The sequence below is a fragment of the Pantoea sp. MQR6 genome (assembly GCF_022761075.1).
Taxonomy (GTDB): Bacteria; Pseudomonadota; Gammaproteobacteria; order Enterobacterales; family Enterobacteriaceae; genus Pantoea; species Pantoea phytostimulans.
Window position 1 is genome coordinate 984,815 of the sequence record NZ_JAKYXB010000001.1, and the last position, 20,424, is coordinate 1,005,238.

Sequence of the window (20,424 nt, forward strand, 5' to 3'; positions counted from 1 at the left end):
TTCTCCTTCCTTTATTCGTGCTCGCCAGCCAACTGCTGACGGATGAATTGTGTGGTCAAGGTTCTGGCCGCGTCTGGATTGAAGGGCTTACCGCTTAATGCGGCACGTAGCCATAAACCGTCAATCAATGCGGCTAAGCCATAAGCCGCCAGACGCGCCTTATCGCGGGGGATTTCACGACGGAACTCTGCTGCCAGCGTTGAAAACAACCGACTGCTACTGACGCGCTCAAGGCGATTGAGCTGGGGTTGATGCATGCTGCTGGACCAAAAATCCAGCCAGGCCTTCATGGCGGCGTTGTGCACCTGCGTTTCGTCAAAATTGCCTTCGACAATCGCGCACAAGCGCGCTTCTGTGCTGGCATCAGCCAAAGGCCGCAGCCTGGCGGCAACCGCATCACGCAGTTGGCGGGTCACGTCGCGCATTGTGGCTTCTAATAAGCCATTTTTGTCTTTGAAGTAGTGACTAATGATCCCGGTCGACACGCCTGCACGGCGCGCAATCTGGGCGATAGTTGCATCATTAATCCCGACTTCATTAATTGTGCTCAGGGTCGCATCAATCAGTTGCCGACGTCTTATCGGCTGCATCCCCACCTTTGGCATAACTCCAACTCCACCCTCAATTCGAGCCTCTATTAAAACTTTTTTTGATTGCACGTTCAATATAAAAAGAAAAGTTGTTAGGATGCTGTGCTTCAGTTGTTACGATAAACGCAGCGGTGGGAAGCGCAATACAACGCCGTAGCGCAGATTAAGTTTTGGCAATAAAAGGGAAGGATACGAGTCAGACATCGCCTGACTTTGAAGTAAGCTCTTGATATTTTGCAGTAAATTAACCAGAGGTAATCGATGATTAATTCACCTGCCAGTGAAAAAGACAGAATCAATCCTGTTGTGTTTTACACGTCAGCCGGACTGATTCTGACATTTTCACTTGTGACAATTCTTTATAGCGATTTGGCCGCAAGCTGGATCTTAAAAACAGTAAACTGGGTTTCTGCGACGTTTGGCTGGTACTACATGTTATCCGCCTCACTCTATATCGTATTTGTGCTCTATATGGCTTGTTCGCGTTTTGGTGCGATCAAGCTTGGCCCGGAACAATCAAAACCTGAATTCAGCGTACTGAGTTGGTCGGCCATGCTGTTCGCCGCCGGTATCGGTATTGACCTGATGTTTTTCTCGGTTGCTGAGCCGGTTGCGCAGTACATGCAGCCGCCAGAAGGGGCGGGGCAAACCATGGAAGCGGCTCGCCAGGCAATGGTCTGGACACTGTTCCACTATGGCTTAACCGGTTGGTCGATGTACGCCTTAATGGGAATTGCGCTGGGTTACTTTAGCTATCGCTACAACTTACCATTGACCATACGCTCGGCGCTGTATCCTATTTTTGGTAAGCGAATCAATGGGCCAATCGGCCATACCGTGGATATTGCTGCTGTAGTCGGCACGATTTTTGGTATTGCCACGACATTAGGTATCGGTGTGGTTCAGTTGAACTACGGTCTGAAAGTCTTGTTTGATGTTCCTGAAGGGCTGACCGCGCAAACGGCACTGATTATTTTGTCTGTGGTCATTGCGACGATTTCCGTGACGTCCGGCGTGGACAAAGGGATCCGTATTCTTTCAGAGATCAACGTGGCGCTGGCGCTGGGTTTGATCCTGTTTGTGCTGTTTATGGGCAATACTGAATTCCTGCTGAATGCGCTCGTGCTGAACGTGGGCGATTACATTAATCGCTTTATGGGCATGACGCTGAACACCTTTGCTTTTGATCGTCCAACCGAATGGATGAACAGCTGGACACTCTTCTTCTGGGCGTGGTGGGTTGCCTGGTCGCCGTTTGTTGGCTTGTTTCTGGCGCGTATCTCTCGTGGTCGTACTATTCGTGAATTCGTACTGGGAACGCTGATTATTCCGTTTACCTTTACGCTGTTGTGGCTGTCGGTATTCGGTAATGCCGCGCTGTACGAAATCATTCACGGTGATGCAGGATTTGCGCAGGAAGTGATGGGCCATGCGGAACGCGGCTTCTATAGCCTGCTGGCGCAATATCCCGCCTTTAAGCTGAGTGCTTCCGTGGCAACGATTACCGGTATGCTGTTTTATGTCACTTCAGCCGATTCTGGCTCGCTGGTGCTTGGCAACTTCACTTCGAAGCTGAAAGACATCAACAGTGATGCACCGAACTGGTTACGTATTTTTTGGTCAATTGCCATCGGCGTATTAACCCTGAGTATGTTGATGACCAACGGTATTTCGGCGTTGCAAAATACCACGGTAATCATGGGGCTGCCGTTCAGTTTTGTCATGTTCTTTGTGATGGCGGGTTTGTATAAATCGCTGAAAATTGAGGATTACCGTCGGGCCAGCGCCTCGCGTGAAACTGCTCCCTATCTTGCGGCGGCAAATGATCGTCTGAGCTGGAAAAAACGCCTGTCACGTTTGATGAACTATCCCGGCACACGTTATACCCAGCAAATGATGGAAACCGTGGTGTTCCCGGCGATGCAGGATGTTGCGAAAGAGCTGGAACTGCGTGGCGGTAAAGTGACGCTGGAAAGCGTGCCAGCCGATGAAGCTAACCCGATCGGCTATCTCGATCTGCGGGTGAATTTGGGTGAAGAGCAGGACTTTGTTTATCAGGTCTGGCCGCAACAGTATTCGGTTCCGGGCTTCACCTACCGCGCACGCAGCGGTAAATCAACCTATTACCGCCTGGAAACCTTCCTGCTGGAAGGCAGTCAAGGCAACGATTTAATGGATTACAGCAAAGAACAGGTGATTATCGATATTCTCGATCAGTACGAACGCCACCTGAACTTTATCCATCTTCATCGTGAAGCGCCGGGCAACAATATTACGTTCCCCAACGTCTAACGCGCATGGCACAGGCCGGAGAATCTTTCTCCGGCTTTTTTCAGTTCTACGCTGACCCGCAACGTCAACAAATCATCTATCTTTAAGGCGTTATGTCTCATTGATTTTGACAGGGAGTCGTATGAAAAAAATCCTCAGCACGTTTCTTCCGCTTTATGCCACCACATTGTTGATGCTGTTAGGTTCCGGCCTTCTGACTACCTACGTTTCGCTGCGGCTAGCGCATGAGCAGGTTAATGGTGCGCTGATTGGTGCCATCATCGCGGCTAACTATGTCGGTTTGGTCATTGGCGGCAAAGTTGGGCATAACCTGATTGCCCGCGTGGGCCATATCCGTGCTTACGTCTCCTGCGCTGGCATCATTACCGCCTCCGTGATTGGACATGGTTTGACAGACTTCATCCCGCTGTGGGTTTTTCTACGCTTGATCATCGGTCTTTGCATGATGTGCCAGTACATGGTGCTGGAGAGTTGGTTGAACGATCAGGCTGAATCTTCGCAGCGTGGCGTCATTTTTGGTTTTTACATGGTGGCGACCTATTTAGGCTTAAGTGGTGGGCAGGTTTTACTGACGCTGCAAAGCGGTTTTGGCGTCAGCACCTTGCTGATTGTGGCACTCTGCTTTGCGCTGTGTCTGGTGCCTATCGCCTTGACCACTCGCACCAACGTACAGGCGATGTCGCCCGCGCCAATGGAGCTGGGCTATTTCATTCATACCATTCCTAAACTGCTGGGCACCACGCTGATTACCGGCATGGCGATAGGGGCGTTTTACGGACTAGCGCCGGTATATGCCAGTAGCAAAGGCTTTTCAACCGCACAAACCGGCCTGTTCATGAGCTTAACGATATTTGCCGGGCTGGTGTCGCAATTTCCGCTGAGCTGGCTCTCTGACCGCTACGATCGCCAGCGCTTGCTGTTCTTTATCGCCGTGCTGTTTGCTATTAGCGCATTGCCGCTGGTCTTGCTGCCGCACCTGACGTTTGGCTGGTTGTTGGGCGTCTCTTTTATCGCCAGCATGATGCAATTCTCGCTCTATCCGTTACAGGTTGCGTTAGCTAACGATCAGGTCGCTGCTGAACGTCGTGTTTCTTTAACCGCCTGCCTGCTGATGGCATTTGGTATTGGTGCCAGTATTGGGCCGCTGATCGCTGGCGCACTGATGCAACCGCTCGGTAGCAATATGCTTTATCTCTGTTTCATGCTGTGCGCAGTAGCCATTGCTCTGTTAAGTTACACCGCTAAACATATTCCGATGCCGACCACCGAAGTACCGTTACCGCACGTGGTATTGCCAGACAGTTTGGCAACTTCACCGTTGGGTGCGGCATTAAATCCGACGCTTGAAGAGGAGGTGATTCAGGCATCGATGGGGAGCAACGAGGATGAAGTCGAGGAGCAGAAGGGCGAACAGCCCACCTGTGATGGGCCCACATGAGTTGAAAAAGTGGACGCGGGAAGAGTTGCAGGAGCTGGCGAAGCATTACAGGCAGAAAACCAGAGATTTGATTAAGCAGCATGAGCCTTGAAGCCAATCGTTTTGAAGAACAAGTTTCACTAATACCTATTCGTTTTTGTTATTGAATACCACGCAGTACTCACCCTTTGGGGTAGTGAAATTCTTCTAAGTAAGTTGCTGATTATCATCAATAATCGTTTGGATTGCTTCATCTAAGGCCATCATTGATCCACCCTCATTAGCTAAAAAAATTTTTATCACTTACTAAGGTTTTCGGCATACATCTGCAATGCTTTAGTAACCACTGCCGCCTGTGATTCTCCAGTCTCATTTGCCAGTCGTTCCAGCAATTCGATAACGTTCATGTGGAGCTTAATACCTTTAACCTTCACGCCGCGCTTTTCATCGCTCTTTTTCTGAATGTCAGATATTGACTGTGCCATATGAAAATCCTAGATTAAGTGGGTAGGGTGAGAGGGGGTTTCTCCCTCTCTTCCTGACTGTCTTAGTAAGCTGGCGAGCTAATCACTAAGAGAACATTCAGGATGATGATTAATTTCATCATAATCCTTTTCTCGTTGGCCTCTGCTTCGGTAGGGGCCTTCCCGTTTCAGCATCTTGCTGATGTGATTACATATAGGTTAACCTATAATTATAGGCAAAATGTTTCTTCGTGTTTTAACCGAAATATCAAATAATTATTAAGGCTCGCTAAGGCAGGCTGATCGGGGCTAAGAAGATTACCTTGATGCAGTGGTTAATTGGGTTTGCTTTAAATCAAAAAAGCTGGAAATTAAATTAACCATATGGCCCTAAGGTGTATAAGATTCTCCGTCCAAATATCCTGGAGAATCAAAATGAAGAAGTATTTACTGGTTTTGATGGCGGCGGCTGTACTCGCTGGGTGCGCCTCGAATGACATTGAAGATATGCCCCGAGACGCAAGAATTAAGTTCGCCAACATGGAGGGCTACTCTAATAATCCATACCCGCAAGCGAAAATGCTGGGCGAGGTCATGGGTATGAGTTGTGCTCGTAGAGGTGGATCGTCAATGATGGTTACTGAAATTGGCGGGAATATCTTTGCAACCAGCTCTGGCCCTGACGTCGCTAACGGCGCAGAAGCCCTTCAGGATATGAGATATAAAGCTGCGGTCATGGGCGGTGACGCTGTCGTAAACGCCGTTTGCAAATCAGGTGGCGTAGATTGGGGCCATAATTGCTGGTCCACAGTTAAATGTGTCGGTGATGTTGTAAGTAAATAAGGGTAAACCCTCATAATCAAATTTTAAAGGCTCACTTCGGTGGGCCTTTTTCGTTTTAGCGCCCTCCCAAAACTAAATCGGATGACCCTCATTGCTGTGATGGGGAGGAGCGCTCTTTTCTTCTGACTACAAACAGCACCGACCGTTATCACGGAGGTGTATATGAGTATCGATATGAGCAAACTGGCATCAGCCGGGACTATTGCCAATGGTCTGTTGACTAGGCTTAGCCCCGACGAATGGAGTGCTGTTGACGTTCTGGCCGGTATTCTGTCGCGCTACTGACGCTCGGTATCAACTGGTATTACAAACGTAAAGCAACACTCACGCAGATTCAGGCGCTTCAACGCTGGCCCACCGCGCCGGAACTCACTGAGGATTAACCTATGGCTATGTCAAACGGCCTGCGCAACAAACTGATTGCAGCAGCGGGGGGCGGCTCTATGTTGATCGCTACTGTATACCTTGGCGGTAAGGATGGCGTAGAAGGGCGTGTGTATGAGCCTTACAAAGATGTGGCTGACGTATGGACTGTCTGTGACGGTCATACCGGTAACGACATCATCAAAGGTAAAAAGTACACCGACCGCGAATGAGATCGCCTGATGTGGAATGACCTGCAACCCGTAAAGAAAGCTGTAGACGGAATGGTCAAGGTGCTGCTCGGCGAATATCAGCGCGCCGCGCTCTACAGCTTCACATATAACGTCGGGACGGGTGCCTTCTCAAAATCAACCCTCCTGAAGCGCCTGAATACCGGTGATGTTGACGGTGCCTACGCGAAGAGTTGCGCCGCTGGATTTACGCCGGAGGGCAGAAGTGGCGCGGACTGATGAACCGCCGCGATATGGAACGCACCATGTGCCTGGCGGAGAGTGTTGATGATCTGGCTGGTAAATAACTGGCGTGCGCTGTTGTGGTTCCTGCTTTGCCTTTGCATTGCGGCGTTTGCTTCGGTAGCTAACTACTACCACAGCAAATACGAATCAGCATCCCACCTGGCGGAAACGCGACAGGAAACAATCAACGATATGCAGCGCCGCCAGCAAAGTGTTGCTGCTCTCGATGCCAAATACACACAGGAGCTAGCTGATGCTAAAGCCACTATCGAGCAGCTGCATGACGATGTTATTGCTGGCAAGCGTCGGTTGCAGCTCAACGCCACCTGCACGAAGCAATCCACCGCCTCCTCCGGCATGGATGATGCAGCCCGCGCCCGACTTACTGACGCCGCTCAACGGGATTATTTCACCCTCAGAGAGCGAATCGAAACAGCCGGAAAGCAAATAGCCGGTTTGCAGCAGTACGTCAGAGAGCAGTGCCTGAAATAAAAAATATTTATTGACCGCACTTTGCAAAGCACAAAGTCTATTAAATGAGTCTCGCGCAATGCGGGACTTTTTTATGCGCCTCGCACGCGCAAATATCAACCCCTAAGCCTACAGAAAAGCAAGCCTGAGATTAGCCGTAAATGGTGCATCTTAGGGGGCGGCTTAATCTGTGCGACAGGCTTGTTTCTCTATAGGAGTACCAGCTCATGCAACAGCCAGTAAATGATCAGGCTCTGACGATGACCAGCCGTGAAATAGCGGAAGTAACTGGCAAGCGTCATCCCGATGTAAAGCGCGACATAGAAACTATGATGGAACAGCTTCAGGAGGATGTGAGCAAATTTGCTCGTATCTATCTGGACACCATGAACCGCAAGCAAACCGAGTATGTTCTGGATCGCGAACATACAGAATGCCTTGTGACAGGGTATAGCGCATTGCTGCGCATGAAAGTGATCAAGCGGATGCATGAGCTTGAAGAGTTAGTACGTATCCCACAGACATTACCTGAAGCGCTCCGCCTTGCTGCTGACCTCGCAGAGCAAAAGGCGGAACTGGAAAACAAGCTCGCAATTGCGGCACCAAAAGCTGATTTTGTTGATAGCTACGTCGAGGCATCAGGAGCTATGGGTTTTCATGAGGCTGCAAAGTTGTTGAAGATTAAAGAAACTCAGTTCCGCTTGTTTCTGGTTGAACACGACATTATGTATCGACTTGCAGGAAAGCTTACGCCATATGCTCAGCATCTGGACGCTGGACGCTTCACAGTTAAAACCGGTGAGAATCAACACAACGGGCACGCCGAAAGGTATTCAGTGGATTGCCGGATTACTGGTATCCAATAAGGTGAGTGGGCGGGCTGCATGACGAAAGATGAAATGCAGCAACTTGAAACCATCTGCCGCTATCTAAAGGATGGTTTTAAGGATTTGAACTGTGGACGCATTGCGGTCGGCGCATCTAATGTCGAAAAAGCTGAGGTTCTTCTTGATGCCCTAATGGCTATGGAAGAGGCAAAAAATAGGAGAAATGGTTGAGAGTCTCTTCCTCAACGGCTTTCATCACAAGGCGCATTTGCGCGTGCGCCTGATGTATATTCATCCCTTAACGACAGAGCAAAGGGGGTGAAATGAAATTTTTTATAGCTTGGGAGCATTATTCGACGCATTGGTCGTTGATTGAAAAGGGATATCATTTTATAGAAGTAACGGATCCATTTTTGATCGATATTGTTCTTGGGGAGCATCTTGAGCGATTAGCTAAATCTAAAGCAGTGGAGCTAAAATACATCGTTCCAGTAAGTTGCCAGCCAATGCCGTCAGTCCGTGAAGAAAATGAACACTGGAGGGCATCTAATCAAAAAAGCGATGAGCTTGACCCTTTATATAATCAGGCCGTAGCGTTTGTAGTCGAAAAGCGCCGGGCTTCAATATCAGGCCTTCAACGCCAACTCCGTATTGGCTATAACCGTGCCGCAATCCTCATCGAACAAATGGAATCCCAAGGCATTGTTTCTCCGGCAAACCGTGACGGTAGTCGCGAATTGATTTAACCATTAGTAATACAGAGTGTTTATTAGGTTCATAACCGCCTCCGGGCGGTTTTTTGTTGCCATTACAAAGCTCATCTGCGGGTAGGTATTGATAATGCTACGTTCCGGCTATAAGGCGAATGCAATCAGCGAAGGAAACATTATCTTCTAAAGCGAGCGCCCGTGCTGAAATGAAATCCTCCTGATACCAAACCACATCACTGACCCTTACCGGGGCTGAGCATTGATCGCAGTAAATATGTGATACCTGCTCAGCTTTTAGTGAGTTTGTCGAGGCCTTGAAGCGGTCTCCACCGCAACTCGTGCAGTGAATTTTGATGACGGGCATGGTATGGCTCAATACAGGATATTTCAGGCATTTTATATTAAGAATATCCTCAGAAAAATATAAAAATCCTAACGCAGACAATGCATTACGTTCATTTATGATTTAAAAATAAGTGCAATCGAGCACGGGCGGTTTTTTATTGGAGTGAATATGCTTAACACCTACCGTATTACCGTCACTACCAAATCAGGCGAAACTCACGAAGGCCTGATGAACCGATCACAGCCAGAGATGGTTAACGGATTCATTGGCGTTGCCCGGGAAGGTGGCGCTTGGATATACCTCGCGCCTGATGATGTGCTCAAGATGGAGTATGTGCCTGTTGGGAGGGGTTAGGCTCGTCATCTTTATGATTCATTTTGTAGCTTTCATCGAGAAGTGAAATAACTTCTTCAATTTTTTGATTGAAACCTGTGAACTTAATCGTCCTTTGTGTCATTTTTCGGCCTTCTCCGTGGGCCCCACCATGGAGAGCAGAATTTTCGTATTTAACACCGACTCCTCCATTGCCTGAGGCTTCATATACTTCAGTAATTTCCACGCACTCTGCAATGAGGATTCTTCGGGCTATTGCCAATTCCTGTTGTGCTTTCGCCTGGATATCAACAAGCGAGTTAGCGGTCTCAACAGTCTCTGCTTTTTCCTCAGGGCTCGCTTTTGCATCCCCGGTATTTGACTTGTAAAGATCGTATATAGACCTGAAGGCAAGTTCCGCCATGCTTGGCCCGGCAAGGAAATTGAGAATCGACATAAGCTACCCATTTTGAATAGTGAAGTTGATCTTTATCGGTTCATCACAAAAAAACATTAGAGCAATAAATATGGCGATCAAATCTAAAACTGGCCGCCCTTCTGATTATCTACCAGAGGTGGCTGCTGACATCTGCGCATTTCAGTTCAGTGCTCTCTTGAACAGCTTGGGTTAACATCACTCTAAACATGAGGGTGTTCAATGAATTTAAAGCCAAGTTTCGAAGAGTATACGGAAGCAGAATTCACCCAACTTGTGAGTGAAATCTGTAGCGCTGAGGGCGGCGAAGATTATCAGGATAAACTTCTGGAAAATTTCATTTCAGTAAGTGAGCACCCTGAAGGTTCTGACCTGATTTATTACAGCGAAGATGAGGACGCAACACCTGTGAAGATTGTCGCCGCTGTTAAATCATGGCGCAAAGCTAATGGTAAGAGTGGCTTTAAGTCATAAATCATAAAGCCTCCTTACGGAGGCTTTTTTTGTGGGCATCACAAGACGCATTTGCGAGTGCGCCTGATGATGGTTTACTCAATCTAGATCGTAGTTTTCGTTATGTGTCCAGAGTGGTATAAGTTTTAAAAAACCTGCATGGAAGCCATGATGAAAAAATCACTATACCTGATAGCCGCTTTATTGTTAGTTGGCTGCCAATCTAATAACGGCAGACATCCAAATAGGCCATTCAAATTTCCAACAGCGTCAGAAATACAAAGTCAGTGTGAATCTCAGATACCAGCACAAGCTGCAAGCCGAGACACCAATTTATGGCTTTGCCAAGTGGTAACAGCAATCCAATACCGATTTTTCGATGCTGATAAGTATCAAGGAAAGACCTGTGATTTAGTAATCATGCAGCCGTTGGGGAAACCGCCGGTAAGCATTACATCTAAAGGTGGAGACCCAGACCTGTGTGTGGCAGCAATTGAGGCTACAAATCAGGCTATAGAATCAAATACCTTTCCTATGCGACCAGCATATCTGAAAGATGAGATACCCATGCGTTTTGCGCCTTGATGCAAGAATATACCGCCTCCGGGCGGTTTTTTATTGCCACCAGAAATCTCATCAATCGGTGGGCAATGGTTACGAGCGGTAAAAGCATTGCAACGCCCATTCATGGATCGTTATGTGTAATGGCTCATGAAATGCAGAATCAGTATTTTTGATAAAAGCAAGCATAGATTCAATGCTGTTGTCCGTCTCAATGAAAGCAATTGATGCAGGTCTATCATCATCCTCATCTTTGTATTCAAGCATGACCATTACTTTGTCTTTGTAAGTAACATCTGAAAGAGTTAATTCATATGATCCGCTCAAGTCACACCAAATTTTATAGTTGCCCTGAACCTCAATACAAAGAGGATAAAAATAAAGCGAATCATCTTTATTTAAGCACCAATCCAACTCTTGGCTCTTACTCATAATTAATCTTATTTCTTTTTCTAAGAGAGTTTAAATGGCTCTCACCGACAAACAAGGTTGACCGGGCGCTAACGGTAAAAATAGGTGACAAGGTCGCGTATAACTTTTTGGGTGAAGCGGCGATCGGCAGGTTTATGTATCAGGCCATCATCACAGAAGAGGGTGAGGCGATAGAGGGTGAGTCACTGGAAGACGTCACGATTGTGGGCAAGGTGACGTATGAAGTGCTTTGCATGCATGAGGGCCGTAGGCCGGTATAGTTTGACAATACACGGGTTGTCTAAGAACATTCACTGGTAACAAAAAGTCGCTTATCGACGGGGTGAATTTTTGTTTAGTACACACAGTAGTACATAATTATTCTATTTAAGAAATTTACTCACCCTAAGTTATTGATAGGTAAACAAAATCGATATCAAGCAACTTATTTATCTCTGCAATCTAGAGCGCGAACGTCATTTTGGGCGCGCCGCCGAAGCCAGTTTCGTTACTCAACCGACCTTATCGATGCGGCTCAAAAATCTTGAGCGTGAACTAGGATTGTCGTTGATTAACCGCAGCAACAACTTTGCTGGATTTACGCCTGAAGGCGATCGCGTTTTAGCCTGGGCGCGAGAAATTGTCTCAGTTTATCAAGGCTTGAAGCTGGAAGTTGAATCCCTCAAGCACGGCGTTAACGGTACCTTGCGTGTGGGCGTAGTGCCGCAATGCAGCGTCGCGCTACCGCAACTCCTCAAGGCCGTTAAAGCGCGCTACCCGCAGCTGGATTACCGTATCGCGGTGCTCAGCGCCGATCAGCTGTTGGAGGCATTAAACAGCCATACCGTTGATGTCGGCATTGGTTTTTTTGAAATGGCAACGCTGCGGGAGCTGCATTTCCAAACCGCCATGCTCGCTGATCGTGGTGTTGAGGCCGTTTTTCATCCCGAACATTTTCCTGATCTGCTGCAGCATGAAACGCTCACTTTGCAAACCCTGGCGCAACAGCCGCTCTGTCTGGCCGAGCCGACGCGTTACTTCCGTCGCTATCTGGATATGGCGTTCCGAGAAGCTACTTTTACTCCGCGCGTGATTGTTGAAAGCGCATCGATTATGCAGTTGTTGCAGTGTACGCAAGTGGGATTGGGTGTATTGGTCTCGCCGATAGGGCATTTACTGCCGGAATCGCTGCACGGTTTAGCCCAGCGTCCGATTAATGTAACAAAAATGCCGCGAGAGGCGGCATTAGTGATTGCGGAGCCGGGGCGCGCAACGCCGCTGGCTCAGCATTTCTTTGATGAAGCGCGTGGATATGTTACGGCTTAACGCGCCTCGCCCAGTGCGAAGTAGAGCCGACTGTTCCAGTTACTCAGCGCAACCGCCTGAATTAAATCAAACAACGCGGGTTGATCCCATTCACGACTGAGTAATGGCTGCAATTGTGCTGCACTAAAGCGTTCTGGCGTGCGGGTGAGCTGCGCCGCCAGCGTAACGATCTGCTGCTGTTCTTCACTTAGCTCAGCCTCATCCACTGATGCAATCAACGCTTCATCTGGGAAACTGTGTTGAAACGCCCAGCGGCTACCGAGAATACGTGCACTGGCGGCTTGCGCCAAACGGGTTGATGGATTGGGTTCTAGTCGCTGATTCAACGTTGCCCAGCCATACAGCGCCGCCGGATCGTGCGCTAACACCCACACCGCATCGGTAAGTTCTGTAATGGGCTGACAGAAAGTGATGGCTGCCAGCTGCTCGGCACTGGCGTAGCGCAATTCAAGAGGCTTAAGTGTGGGCAGCCAGGACGGTGGTTGGCCAAAGCCTCTGCTATCTGCGTCAGGCGGTGGCGTGATACCCGGCAACCAACGTACCGGCAAGCCCTGCAGCGCATGTATTCCCGCTACCACTCGCGCCTGATAACAGACAAAACCGATCAGCTGATTTAACGTAACAATATCAGGCTCGGTTAATCCCACCGCATCCAGCGCGGTAATGGACGCTGCGTTAATAACCTCAGGCTGCATGGCTAACTGGCGTGCATATTGTGTGATCTGAGTTAGCCGATTATTACTTTCACGTGATGAATCAGGCCCCGGCAACGGATTCAGGCGAGCTGAATAGTGATTGCACAAACGCTGTACGCCCGTTACCTGCGCCACGGTCAGCGCGGTGCTGAGTCGATCATACAAGGTCAGCGTGTGCGTCAACGTCGGCGCTGAGCTGTCAGGAAAAAGTAGCTGGCTAAGATCGCGTGCTGCCAACAGGGCAGGCTGATTATCAAGCAGCAGCGACTGCAGCGCAGATGTCTCTTGCTGCAAACCGAGCAGGAAGCGATCGTCAATGTGGGCAGCTTCGGGAACCAGCGGTGCCGCTTGTGAGTTACGCGGGCTGGTCTGGCTCTCGTAAAACCAGTGGTTATGGCCAGGGTAGCGGCGATGTTCCATGGTTAATCCTTTTGCAAATTCAGGTTCGTCGCAGCTGAGCAATAATCTGAAAACAGCGCGGCGACGAAGGGCTGACTTATCGTCGCCGAAGGGCAAGCCAGGGCAAAAGATTGTTCGGTGATAATTAATAGCGATTGAATATAACGACGACTAGCCCGACATCATTCAAACTGCAGATAGGTTGGGCGGGCTTCTTCGCCCCAGCCTTACCAAAGTAAGCTCCTGGAGCTGATAAGCTTGCTGCCTTTCTGCAGCGCGAATGATTTGGGGTATAAATGATGCAAAAGAAAAGGGCGAGTCAGACCCGCCCTTAAAACTGATTTCACGATTTATTGCAGAACTTACTTCAGTTCCAGCTCGTTCATGGCAGCAATGCTGAAGCCGCCGTCAACGTGAACGATTTCGCCGGTGATGCCGCCAGCCAGGTCAGAGCACAGGAAAGCTGCTGAGTTGCCGACATCTTCGATGGTTACGGTACGACGAATCGGGGTTACCGCTTCGCAGTGTGCCAGCATTTTACGGAAGTCTTTGATACCTGAAGCTGCCAGGGTACGAATTGGACCCGCAGAAACGGCATTCACACGTACGCCTTCTGGACCCATCGCGTTCGCCATGTAGCGCACGTTGGCTTCCAGAGAAGCTTTTGCCAGACCCATCACGTTGTAGTTCGGGATAGCACGCTCAGCACCCAGGTAAGAAAGCGTCAGCAGCGCTGAGCTTGGGTTCAGCATCTCGCGGCACTCTTTCGCCATCGCAACGAAGCTATACGCGCTGATGTCGTGAGCAATGCTGAAACCTTCACGGGTTACGGCATTCACATAATCACCCACCAACTGGTCGCCTGGGGCAAAACCAATGGAGTGAACGAAACCGTCAAATTTCGGCCAGGTTTTTGCCAGTTCAGTGAACAGTGATTTGATGCTCTCGTCTTCTGCAACGTCGCACGGCAGAACGATGTCGGAACCCAAATCTTTAGCAAACTCTTCCACACGACTTTTCAATTTGTCGTTTTGGTAGGTGAAAGCCAGTTCTGCGCCCTGTTTGTGCATCGCCTGTGCAATACCGTAGGCGATGGAAAGTTTACTGGCAACGCCAGTAATCAGAATGCGCTTACCGGAAAGAAAACCCATAGCTGTAATCCTTATGGTCATTGTTGTTGGCGGTCGCATTGATTAAAAAGTAGGCGACCGACGTTAATCGACGTGCGGATTCTAGCACGTCTCTTTGTGATCGGGTAAATCGACCCGTTATTTCCGCGACAGGCAGCAAAAATCAGTGCTCGCGGCGCCAGGCTTCGGCGGTCAGTGCTTCACCGAAATGGCTGGCAATAAGTCGCTTGGTCAGGTCATGCAGGGGAGACGCCAGCACATCGGCGGTGCCACCACGCTCAACCACTTCACCTTGATGCATAACCAGAACCTGATCGCTGATGTGTTTCATCATACCGAGATGCTGGGTGACATAAATATAGGCGATACCGTGTTTGTCCTGCAGTTCCAGCATCAGATTCACCAGCTGCGAACGCATTGTCATATCCAGTGAAGCCAGCGCTTCATCCGCAACAATTACTTTGGGTTGAAGAATTAACGCTCGAGCCAGACCCAGACGCTGCTTTTGCCCTGGTGCCAGCATGTGTGGGTAATAACCGGCATGGTCACGCAGCAAACCCACCTGACGTAACGTGGCAATAATGCGCTTTTCTCGCGCTTCAGCATCAAGTTCGGTATTAAGCCGCAAGGGGAAATCAAGGATTTGGCTAACACGCTGGCGCGGGTTAAGCGAATTCGAGGGGTCTTGAAAGATCATGCGAATGCGCTGGCTGCGATAGCCATAATCGCCATATTCCAGGGCGTGATCGTCAATCAGGATTTCGCCTTCGCTCGGCGGGATCATGCCGCTCAGCATCTTCGCTAAGGTCGATTTTCCCGAGCCGTTTTCACCGATAATCGCCAGCGTCTGTTTTTCACGCAGCGTGAAACTCACCGATTTAACCGCCTCAACGTGTTGACGGCGAAACAACCCGGTGCGATAGCGAAATGTTTTGCTAAGGTTGCGCACTTCCAGCAGCGTTTCCATGCTATTGGCCCTCCATGTTCAACGGGAAGTGGCAGGCATAAAGATGCGATTTAGTGCCGGTCAGGCGCGGTGTTTCTACACATTTGCGTTGCGCGTAAGGACAACGTGGTCCCAGACGGCAGCCAATCGGTAAGCTTTCTAACGATGGGATCGCACCGGAGAGCGTATTCAGACGACTTTTATGCGGCAGTGAACGGCCGAAATCAGGCATCGCGCGGATCAACGCTTGCGTATAAGGATGGTGCGGTACAGACATTAAATCTTCACTTTGCGCCGTTTCCACGGTTTGCCCACAATACATGACGTTAATACGATTGGCCCAATGGCTCATGGTGCGCAAATCATGACTGATCAGCAAAATGGTGGTGTTGTTATTTTGATTCAGGCGGCTCAGCAGACGGAAAATTTGCGCCTGTGTAGTCGGCTCCATCGCATTCGTGGGTTCATCGGCAATCAGCAGGCGTGGCTGGTTCGCCAGCGCGATCGCAATCATCACTTTTTGGCATTCGCCATCGGTCAGCTCATAGGGGAAGCTGCGCATAATGTCTTTGTGATCTTTAATGCCGACGCGATGCAATAATTCAATAGCACGCGTTTTGCGCCAGAACCAAAAGCGCCGATACCAACGTCCTTTATAGGTCCAGCGCGGAATCGCCTGCATCAACTGGCGACCAACACTTTCCGATGGATCAAGACAGGCTTGCGGCTCCTGAAATATCATTGAAACGTTGTGACCAATAATGCGACGACGTTCGCGCGGCGACAGGCGCAGCAAATCGATATCGTCAAATACCATGCGGTCTGCTGTCACGCGCCAGTTGTCCTTGGTTACGCCGCAAATGGCTTTGGCAACCAAACTTTTGCCCGAGCCCGATTCGCCAACCAGGCCGCGAATTTCCCCTTCGGTCAACGTCAAATTAATGCGATCAACGGCTTTTACCGGGCCGTCAGCAGTCATAAATTCAATCGTCAAATTACGAATATCAAGTAACGGCATTATTCCACTCCCGCTTCGACAGCACGACGCATGCCATCACCGAGCAGGTTAATAATCAGTATGCTGACCATCAGCGCCGCGCCGGGTAACATCACCGTCCACGGTGCCACATAAATCAGCTCCAGCGAATCACCCAGCATGGCGCCCCATTCAGGCGAAGGCAGCTGCGCGCCCAGATCGAGAAATCCCAATGCTGCAATATCCAGTATCGCCATAGATAACGCGCGCGTGATCTCGCTGATCAACATGGGCAACACGTTCGGCAAGATCGCATAGCGCAAAATATTGCGGCTGGTGGCACCATCAAGCCGCGCCGCCACCACATATTCTTTCTCCAGTTCATCGTGTACCGCGCTGTAAATGGCGCGCACCAGCCGTGGCATCAGCGCCAGCCACACGGCGAGCATGGCGTGTTCCAGGCGCGGCCCAAGAAACGCGACCACGATAATCGCCAACAGCAGCGAAGGAATCGACAGCAAGGTATCCAACACATGATTCATCACGGCCGATCGCACGCCATGCGTCATTCCCGCTAATACACCCAGCACCAGCGCCCAGAATGCGGCAAACAGCGTAACGAGAATGGCGGAGCCCACTGTAGGGGCAACACCGCTCAGCAAGCGACTTAATACATCACGACCTAAGTCATCAGTGCCCAAGAAAAAAGAGACATCGCCGTAACGTGACCATGAAGGCGGCAAGAGTTGATAACCGAGAAACTGCTGATCGATGCCGTAAGGCGCCAGCAAGCCGCCAAACAAACACAGCAGCAGCACGGCACCAAAGCCGTACAAGCCAATCATGGCGGGTGTATCGCTATAAAAGTGGTGCCAGCTCTGACGAAATGCGCTGGGCAGTCGCTTCTCAGCGTAGATATTATCTGAGGGCATACCACTCCTTATGTTTTAACGGATTCATCGCCGCACCCACTACATCAGAGATCACATTAATCAAAATGACTAAGCCACCAATTACCATGACACCTGCGGAGATGGCTGCGTAATCTTGTTGGCGAATGGCGTTGATTAGCCAGCGGCCCAAGCCTGGCCAGTTGAATACCATTTCGGTGATCATCGCCAGCGTGAGCATGGTGGAAAACTGCAGACCAAGACGCGGAATCACCGGCGGCAAAGCGTTATGCAGGACGTGGCGACGAATCACTGTTAAGCGCGATAAACCGCGGGTGGCGGCCGCTTTGACATAGTTTTTATCCATCACTTCACTGGTGCTGGTACGCAGCAGACGAATCACTTCGGTGGTGGGCACAATCGCCAGCACTGTAACGGGCAAAATCATGTGATGCAGCACGCTGATCAACATCTCATGGCGCCACGGCGATGGGCTTATCCAGGCATCAATCAGGGCAAAGCCGCTGACGTTTTGCACCGGATAGAGCAGATCGTAACGGCCCGAAACCGGCAGCCAGCCCAGCGTTAACGAGAAAAACAGCGTTAACAGCAGCGCCAGCCAGAACACTGGCATGGAAAAGCCGAGCAGCGCCAGCGCACTGATGATTTTGTCCTGCCAGCGGTTACGCATCACACCCGCGCAGATACCCAGCGGAATACCCAGCAGCAACGCCAAGATAAACGCCAGAATGCACAGCTCCATCGTCGCGGGGAAGACTTCACGCAGCTGTAATCCGATCTCTTGACCGTTGGTACTGGAAAGGCCAAAGTCGAGTTGCAACATGCCTTTGAACCAAAACCACCAAGCATCCATCAGCGATGCGCCTTCCAGCGGCGCATTCGGCGTAAAATAGCTCAAACTAAAGCTCACCAGTGACAGAAGAAACAGCGTGATCACCAGCAGCAACAGGCGACGCAGAATATAGATAATCACTTAAGGCTCCTCTCGCTCATCACGATAGACACCGGCAAACGAGGCGTTGCCAAACGGGCTCAACACCAACCCTTTAATATCGTGGCGATACGCCTGCAAACGCAGCGACGACGCCAGCGGCAGCACTGGTAGCTCCTGCGCCAGCATCTGCTGAACACGATCGTAGTTATCAATTCTTCCCGCCAACTGTTGCGTCAACAGCGCGTCTTGCAACGTTTCATCGAAGGCTGGCATACACCAGTGCGCGTAATTAGTTTGCGAACGAATGGCGGCACAGCTTAATAGTGGGCGGAAAAAACTGTCAGGATCGTTGCTGTCGGTAGCCCATCCCGCCAGGGTTAAGTCATTATTCATTGACATAAGCTGGGCTTCCTGGAACCTTCCCTCAACCGGCACAATAGTGACGCTAACGCCAACTTGCGCTAAATCCGCCTGTAACAGCTCAGCAGTTTTTAACGGGCTGGGATTCCAGGATTGTGATGACGAAGGCACCACTAAACGCAGATGCAAATCTGTAACACCCAGCGCTTCCAGTGCTGCGCGTGATTTTTTGGGGTTATATTCCGTCACGCGTGCATTGTTGTCATAAGCCCAGGATGCGCGCGGCAAAATCGACGCGGCGGTTTCGGCTGTGCCGTAATAAATCGACTCCATCAGACGTTCATTGTTAATCGCCAATGCCAGCGCATGACGCACTTCAGGGCGATCTAACGGCGCTTTACGCGTGTTAAACGCCAAATAGGCAATGTTCATACCGGGACGCAACGTCATGCGCAGACGTGGATCGTCGCGTAAAATACTGAGCTGGCTGGCGGCGGGGTAGGCGAGTACGTCGCATTCGCCGGTCAGCAGCTTAGATAAGCGTCCTGTGCCGCCAGCACCGAGATCGATCACCGCCTGTTGCAGACGCGGCACGCCTCTCCAGTACTGCGGGTTGCGTGCCAGACGAATATATTGACCTGTACGGTACTCGCTGAGCTGGAACGGCCCGGTGCCAACTGGCTGGCGATCCAGTTCTTCCTGACGACCTACAGCGCTGAGCTGATCGGCATACTCTTTCGATAAGACAGGCGCATAGTGCGTAGCCATATGCCAAAGAAACGAAGCATCCGGGCTATTGAGCCGCATCTCAACGGTGTTGTTATCGATTTTTTTCACGCTTTGCACTGAATCGGCAAATTGCAGGCTGTCGAAATAGGGATAACTGCCGCCGTTAACGTTATGCCAGGGATGTTTGCGATCAAACATGCGAGCAAAACTGAACACCACATCATCAGCATTAAGCGTCCGTGTGGGTTTGAACCAGTTGGTCTGCTGGAAATGCACGCCCGAGCGCAAGTGAAAACGGTAGGTCGCACCGTTATCGCGCACTTCCCAGCTTGCGGCCAGATCAGGTTTCAGCCGATACGTGTAAGGGTCGACGTCCAGAAGACGGTCATAGAGCTGGGCAGCCAGCGTATCAACCGCTAAGCCGCTGCTGGCCATTTGTGGATTAAACGTGCTCAGCGTGCCGTTAACGCAATAAACAAAGCCGCTCTGGCGAATGTCGCCCGCAGGTGCAGACCACGCAGGCGCACTCAATACACTGAGGCTGAGCAACAGCGAAAAGATTAGTTTGGACATAGAACTCAACGATTTTGAGGCATTACGCTGAGTGTATAGCAAAGCAGCCTTTGTCCAAAATCTGTGGCGCTGGCAGGTCGATTATTATTCGCTGCGGCGCAAAAAGTAATCACAGTGTTAGTGTGGAAATGAGAAAAATTCTCAATTAGAGCTTTACAGATGATAATAGGAATGATTATTATTCATCTGCGCTTCGACGGTGGCTCTACCGAAGAAGAGCACGACATTGCTCACATTGCTTCCAGTATTTAGCCCGCCTTGTGCGGGCCTTTTTCTTTTTTCGTCATATTTTGCACTGATGCGGCGTTGGCTGTACTCGTTTGCCCTGATCACTTACCTGATTTTTCGTCATATTTTGCACTGATGCGGCGTTGGCTGCACTCGTTTGCCCTGGTCACTTACCTGAGTAAGCTCCCAGGGACGCTCTCGCTTGCCGCCTTGCCTCAGCACAAACTATTTAGAAAAGACCGGTG

Annotated in this window: 21 protein-coding genes and 3 pseudogenes; 13 read left to right on the forward strand and 11 right to left on the reverse strand. The window is 50.1% G+C overall.

All coding sequences use genetic code 11. The features are described from left to right. Positions 1-11 precede the first annotated feature (11 nt). The gene (gene betI / locus MUG06_RS04545; RefSeq protein WP_243077849.1) at positions 12-605 is read right to left on the reverse strand and encodes a transcriptional regulator BetI; all 594 of its coding nucleotides are present in this window, start codon (positions 603-605) and stop codon (positions 12-14) included. A 246-nt stretch (positions 606-851) separates the two neighbouring features. On the opposite strand from betI, the gene MUG06_RS04550 reads away from it, so the two are divergent. Both MUG06_RS04550 and MUG06_RS04555 read left to right on the forward strand, forming a co-directional pair. Further along, a complete protein-coding gene (locus MUG06_RS04550; protein WP_243077850.1) occupies positions 852-2,882 on the forward strand; it encodes a choline transporter in 2,031 nt (676 codons plus the stop codon). Between the two features lie 121 nt (positions 2,883-3,003). Further along, complete coding sequence (locus MUG06_RS04555; RefSeq protein WP_243077851.1) at positions 3,004-4,320, forward strand: MFS transporter; 1,317 nt, start codon at positions 3,004-3,006, stop codon at positions 4,318-4,320. Positions 4,321-4,598: 278 nt separating this feature from the next. On the opposite strand, the gene MUG06_RS04560 is transcribed toward MUG06_RS04555, so the two are convergent. Then, on the reverse strand, positions 4,599-4,784 hold the full coding sequence (locus MUG06_RS04560; RefSeq protein ID WP_243077852.1) for a hypothetical protein: 186 nt from the start codon (positions 4,782-4,784) through the stop codon (positions 4,599-4,601). A gap of 414 nt (positions 4,785-5,198) precedes the next feature. Here MUG06_RS04560 and MUG06_RS04565 point away from each other — a divergent pair, with 414 nt between their 5' ends. From MUG06_RS04565 to MUG06_RS04600, 8 genes and pseudogenes are all read left to right on the forward strand, one after another. Beyond that, positions 5,199-5,606: a lipoprotein gene (locus MUG06_RS04565; RefSeq protein ID WP_243077853.1), complete on the forward strand. Its 408-nt coding sequence runs from the start codon at positions 5,199-5,201 to the stop codon at positions 5,604-5,606. A gap of 162 nt (positions 5,607-5,768) precedes the next feature. Next, entirely contained in the window at positions 5,769-5,891 is a 123-nt protein-coding gene (locus MUG06_RS04570; protein ID WP_243077854.1) for a phage holin, read from the forward strand. A 101-nt stretch (positions 5,892-5,992) separates the two neighbouring features. Next, a pseudogene (locus MUG06_RS04575) lies at positions 5,993-6,507 on the forward strand (lysozyme). After that, the gene (locus tag MUG06_RS04580) at positions 6,488-6,937 is read left to right on the forward strand and encodes a lysis protein (RefSeq protein ID WP_243077855.1); all 450 of its coding nucleotides are present in this window, start codon (positions 6,488-6,490) and stop codon (positions 6,935-6,937) included. Before MUG06_RS04575 ends, MUG06_RS04580 begins: the two are co-directional and overlap by 20 nt. Positions 6,938-7,143: 206 nt before the next feature. Next, positions 7,144-7,804: pseudogene (locus tag MUG06_RS04585) on the forward strand (phage antirepressor KilAC domain-containing protein). Continuing rightward, entirely contained in the window at positions 7,801-7,974 is a 174-nt protein-coding gene (locus MUG06_RS04590) for a hypothetical protein (RefSeq protein WP_243077856.1), read from the forward strand. Before MUG06_RS04585 ends, MUG06_RS04590 begins: the two are co-directional and overlap by 4 nt. Before the next feature lie 329 nt (positions 7,975-8,303). Next, a pseudogene (locus MUG06_RS04595) lies at positions 8,304-8,489 on the forward strand (DNA translocase FtsK); the annotation flags it as partial. Between the two features lie 478 nt (positions 8,490-8,967). After that, positions 8,968-9,153 carry a hypothetical protein gene (locus MUG06_RS04600; protein WP_243077857.1) on the forward strand — a complete coding sequence of 62 codons (186 nt, stop codon included), beginning with the start codon at positions 8,968-8,970 and terminating at the stop codon, positions 9,151-9,153. Here the strand turns inward: MUG06_RS04600 and MUG06_RS04605 are convergent. Then, positions 9,119-9,568 (reverse strand): hypothetical protein, encoded by a 450-nt coding sequence (locus MUG06_RS04605; protein ID WP_243077858.1) that lies wholly within the window; start codon positions 9,566-9,568, stop codon positions 9,119-9,121. The genes MUG06_RS04600 and MUG06_RS04605 overlap by 35 nt on opposite strands. 201 nt (positions 9,569-9,769) lie before the next feature. On the opposite strand from MUG06_RS04605, the gene MUG06_RS04610 reads away from it, so the two are divergent. Continuing rightward, entirely contained in the window at positions 9,770-10,021 is a 252-nt protein-coding gene (locus tag MUG06_RS04610; protein WP_243077859.1) for a bacteriocin immunity protein, read from the forward strand. Between the two features lie 147 nt (positions 10,022-10,168). Beyond that, positions 10,169-10,585, forward strand: a complete 417-nt coding sequence (locus tag MUG06_RS04615) for a cell envelope integrity TolA C-terminal domain-containing protein (RefSeq protein WP_243077860.1) — start codon at positions 10,169-10,171, stop codon at positions 10,583-10,585. Between the two features lie 69 nt (positions 10,586-10,654). Here the strand turns inward: MUG06_RS04615 and MUG06_RS04620 are convergent, their stop codons facing one another. Next, positions 10,655-10,993 (reverse strand): hypothetical protein, encoded by a 339-nt coding sequence (locus MUG06_RS04620; RefSeq protein WP_215846732.1) that lies wholly within the window; start codon positions 10,991-10,993, stop codon positions 10,655-10,657. A gap of 408 nt (positions 10,994-11,401) precedes the next feature. Here MUG06_RS04620 and MUG06_RS04625 point away from each other — a divergent pair, with 408 nt between their 5' ends. After that, the gene (locus tag MUG06_RS04625; protein ID WP_215848275.1) at positions 11,402-12,298 is read left to right on the forward strand and encodes a LysR family transcriptional regulator; all 897 of its coding nucleotides are present in this window, start codon (positions 11,402-11,404) and stop codon (positions 12,296-12,298) included. On the opposite strand, the gene MUG06_RS04630 is transcribed toward MUG06_RS04625, so the two are convergent. The 7 genes from MUG06_RS04630 to sapA form a co-directional block, all read right to left on the reverse strand. Next, positions 12,295-13,413, reverse strand: coding sequence for an oxidoreductase (locus tag MUG06_RS04630; protein ID WP_243077861.1), 1,119 nt, complete (start codon positions 13,411-13,413; stop codon positions 12,295-12,297). The genes MUG06_RS04625 and MUG06_RS04630 overlap by 4 nt on opposite strands. Before the next feature lie 341 nt (positions 13,414-13,754). Continuing rightward, complete coding sequence (fabI, locus tag MUG06_RS04635) at positions 13,755-14,543, reverse strand: enoyl-ACP reductase FabI (RefSeq protein ID WP_215846734.1); 789 nt, start codon at positions 14,541-14,543, stop codon at positions 13,755-13,757. A gap of 142 nt (positions 14,544-14,685) precedes the next feature. Beyond that, a complete protein-coding gene (sapF, locus tag MUG06_RS04640; protein WP_243077862.1) occupies positions 14,686-15,489 on the reverse strand; it encodes a putrescine export ABC transporter ATP-binding protein SapF in 804 nt (267 codons plus the stop codon). 1 nt (position 15,490) lies between these two features. Continuing rightward, the gene (gene sapD / locus MUG06_RS04645; RefSeq protein WP_215846735.1) at positions 15,491-16,486 is read right to left on the reverse strand and encodes a putrescine export ABC transporter ATP-binding protein SapD; all 996 of its coding nucleotides are present in this window, start codon (positions 16,484-16,486) and stop codon (positions 15,491-15,493) included. After that, positions 16,486-17,376, reverse strand: a complete 891-nt coding sequence (gene sapC, locus MUG06_RS04650) for a putrescine export ABC transporter permease SapC (protein WP_243077863.1) — start codon at positions 17,374-17,376, stop codon at positions 16,486-16,488. The genes sapD and sapC overlap by 1 nt, the downstream gene beginning before the upstream one ends. Next, positions 17,363-18,328 carry a putrescine export ABC transporter permease SapB gene (gene sapB, locus MUG06_RS04655; RefSeq protein WP_215846736.1) on the reverse strand — a complete coding sequence of 322 codons (966 nt, stop codon included), beginning with the start codon at positions 18,326-18,328 and terminating at the stop codon, positions 17,363-17,365. The genes sapC and sapB overlap by 14 nt, the downstream gene beginning before the upstream one ends. Further along, positions 18,329-19,951, reverse strand: a complete 1,623-nt coding sequence (gene sapA, locus MUG06_RS04660) for an ABC transporter substrate-binding protein SapA (protein WP_243077864.1) — start codon at positions 19,949-19,951, stop codon at positions 18,329-18,331. Positions 19,952-20,424: the final 473 nt, after the last annotated feature.

Coding starts and splice junctions, on each gene's coding strand:
- MUG06_RS04555 (WP_243077851.1), top strand. CDS start 3,004: ATGAAAAAAATCCTCAGCACGTTTCTTCCGCTTTATGCCACCACATTG.
- MUG06_RS04580 (WP_243077855.1), top strand. CDS start 6,488: ATGATCTGGCTGGTAAATAACTGGCGTGCGCTGTTGTGGTTCCTGCTT.
- fabI (WP_215846734.1), bottom strand. CDS start 14,543: ATGGGTTTTCTTTCCGGTAAGCGCATTCTGATTACTGGCGTTGCCAGT.
- MUG06_RS04615 (WP_243077860.1), top strand. CDS start 10,169: ATGATGAAAAAATCACTATACCTGATAGCCGCTTTATTGTTAGTTGGC.
- MUG06_RS04590 (WP_243077856.1), top strand. CDS start 7,801: ATGACGAAAGATGAAATGCAGCAACTTGAAACCATCTGCCGCTATCTA.
- MUG06_RS04565 (WP_243077853.1), top strand. CDS start 5,199: ATGAAGAAGTATTTACTGGTTTTGATGGCGGCGGCTGTACTCGCTGGG.
- MUG06_RS04560 (WP_243077852.1), bottom strand. CDS start 4,784: ATGGCACAGTCAATATCTGACATTCAGAAAAAGAGCGATGAAAAGCGC.
- MUG06_RS04630 (WP_243077861.1), bottom strand. CDS start 13,413: ATGGAACATCGCCGCTACCCTGGCCATAACCACTGGTTTTACGAGAGC.
- MUG06_RS04605 (WP_243077858.1), bottom strand. CDS start 9,568: ATGTCGATTCTCAATTTCCTTGCCGGGCCAAGCATGGCGGAACTTGCC.
- sapA (WP_243077864.1), bottom strand. CDS start 19,951: ATGTCCAAACTAATCTTTTCGCTGTTGCTCAGCCTCAGTGTATTGAGT.
- betI (WP_243077849.1), bottom strand. CDS start 605: ATGCCAAAGGTGGGGATGCAGCCGATAAGACGTCGGCAACTGATTGAT.
- MUG06_RS04620 (WP_215846732.1), bottom strand. CDS start 10,993: ATGAGTAAGAGCCAAGAGTTGGATTGGTGCTTAAATAAAGATGATTCG.
- MUG06_RS04610 (WP_243077859.1), top strand. CDS start 9,770: ATGAATTTAAAGCCAAGTTTCGAAGAGTATACGGAAGCAGAATTCACC.
- sapC (WP_243077863.1), bottom strand. CDS start 17,376: ATGCCCTCAGATAATATCTACGCTGAGAAGCGACTGCCCAGCGCATTT.
- MUG06_RS04570 (WP_243077854.1), top strand. CDS start 5,769: ATGAGTATCGATATGAGCAAACTGGCATCAGCCGGGACTATTGCCAAT.
- sapD (WP_215846735.1), bottom strand. CDS start 16,486: ATGCCGTTACTTGATATTCGTAATTTGACGATTGAATTTATGACTGCT.
- sapF (WP_243077862.1), bottom strand. CDS start 15,489: ATGGAAACGCTGCTGGAAGTGCGCAACCTTAGCAAAACATTTCGCTAT.
- MUG06_RS04600 (WP_243077857.1), top strand. CDS start 8,968: ATGCTTAACACCTACCGTATTACCGTCACTACCAAATCAGGCGAAACT.
- MUG06_RS04550 (WP_243077850.1), top strand. CDS start 852: ATGATTAATTCACCTGCCAGTGAAAAAGACAGAATCAATCCTGTTGTG.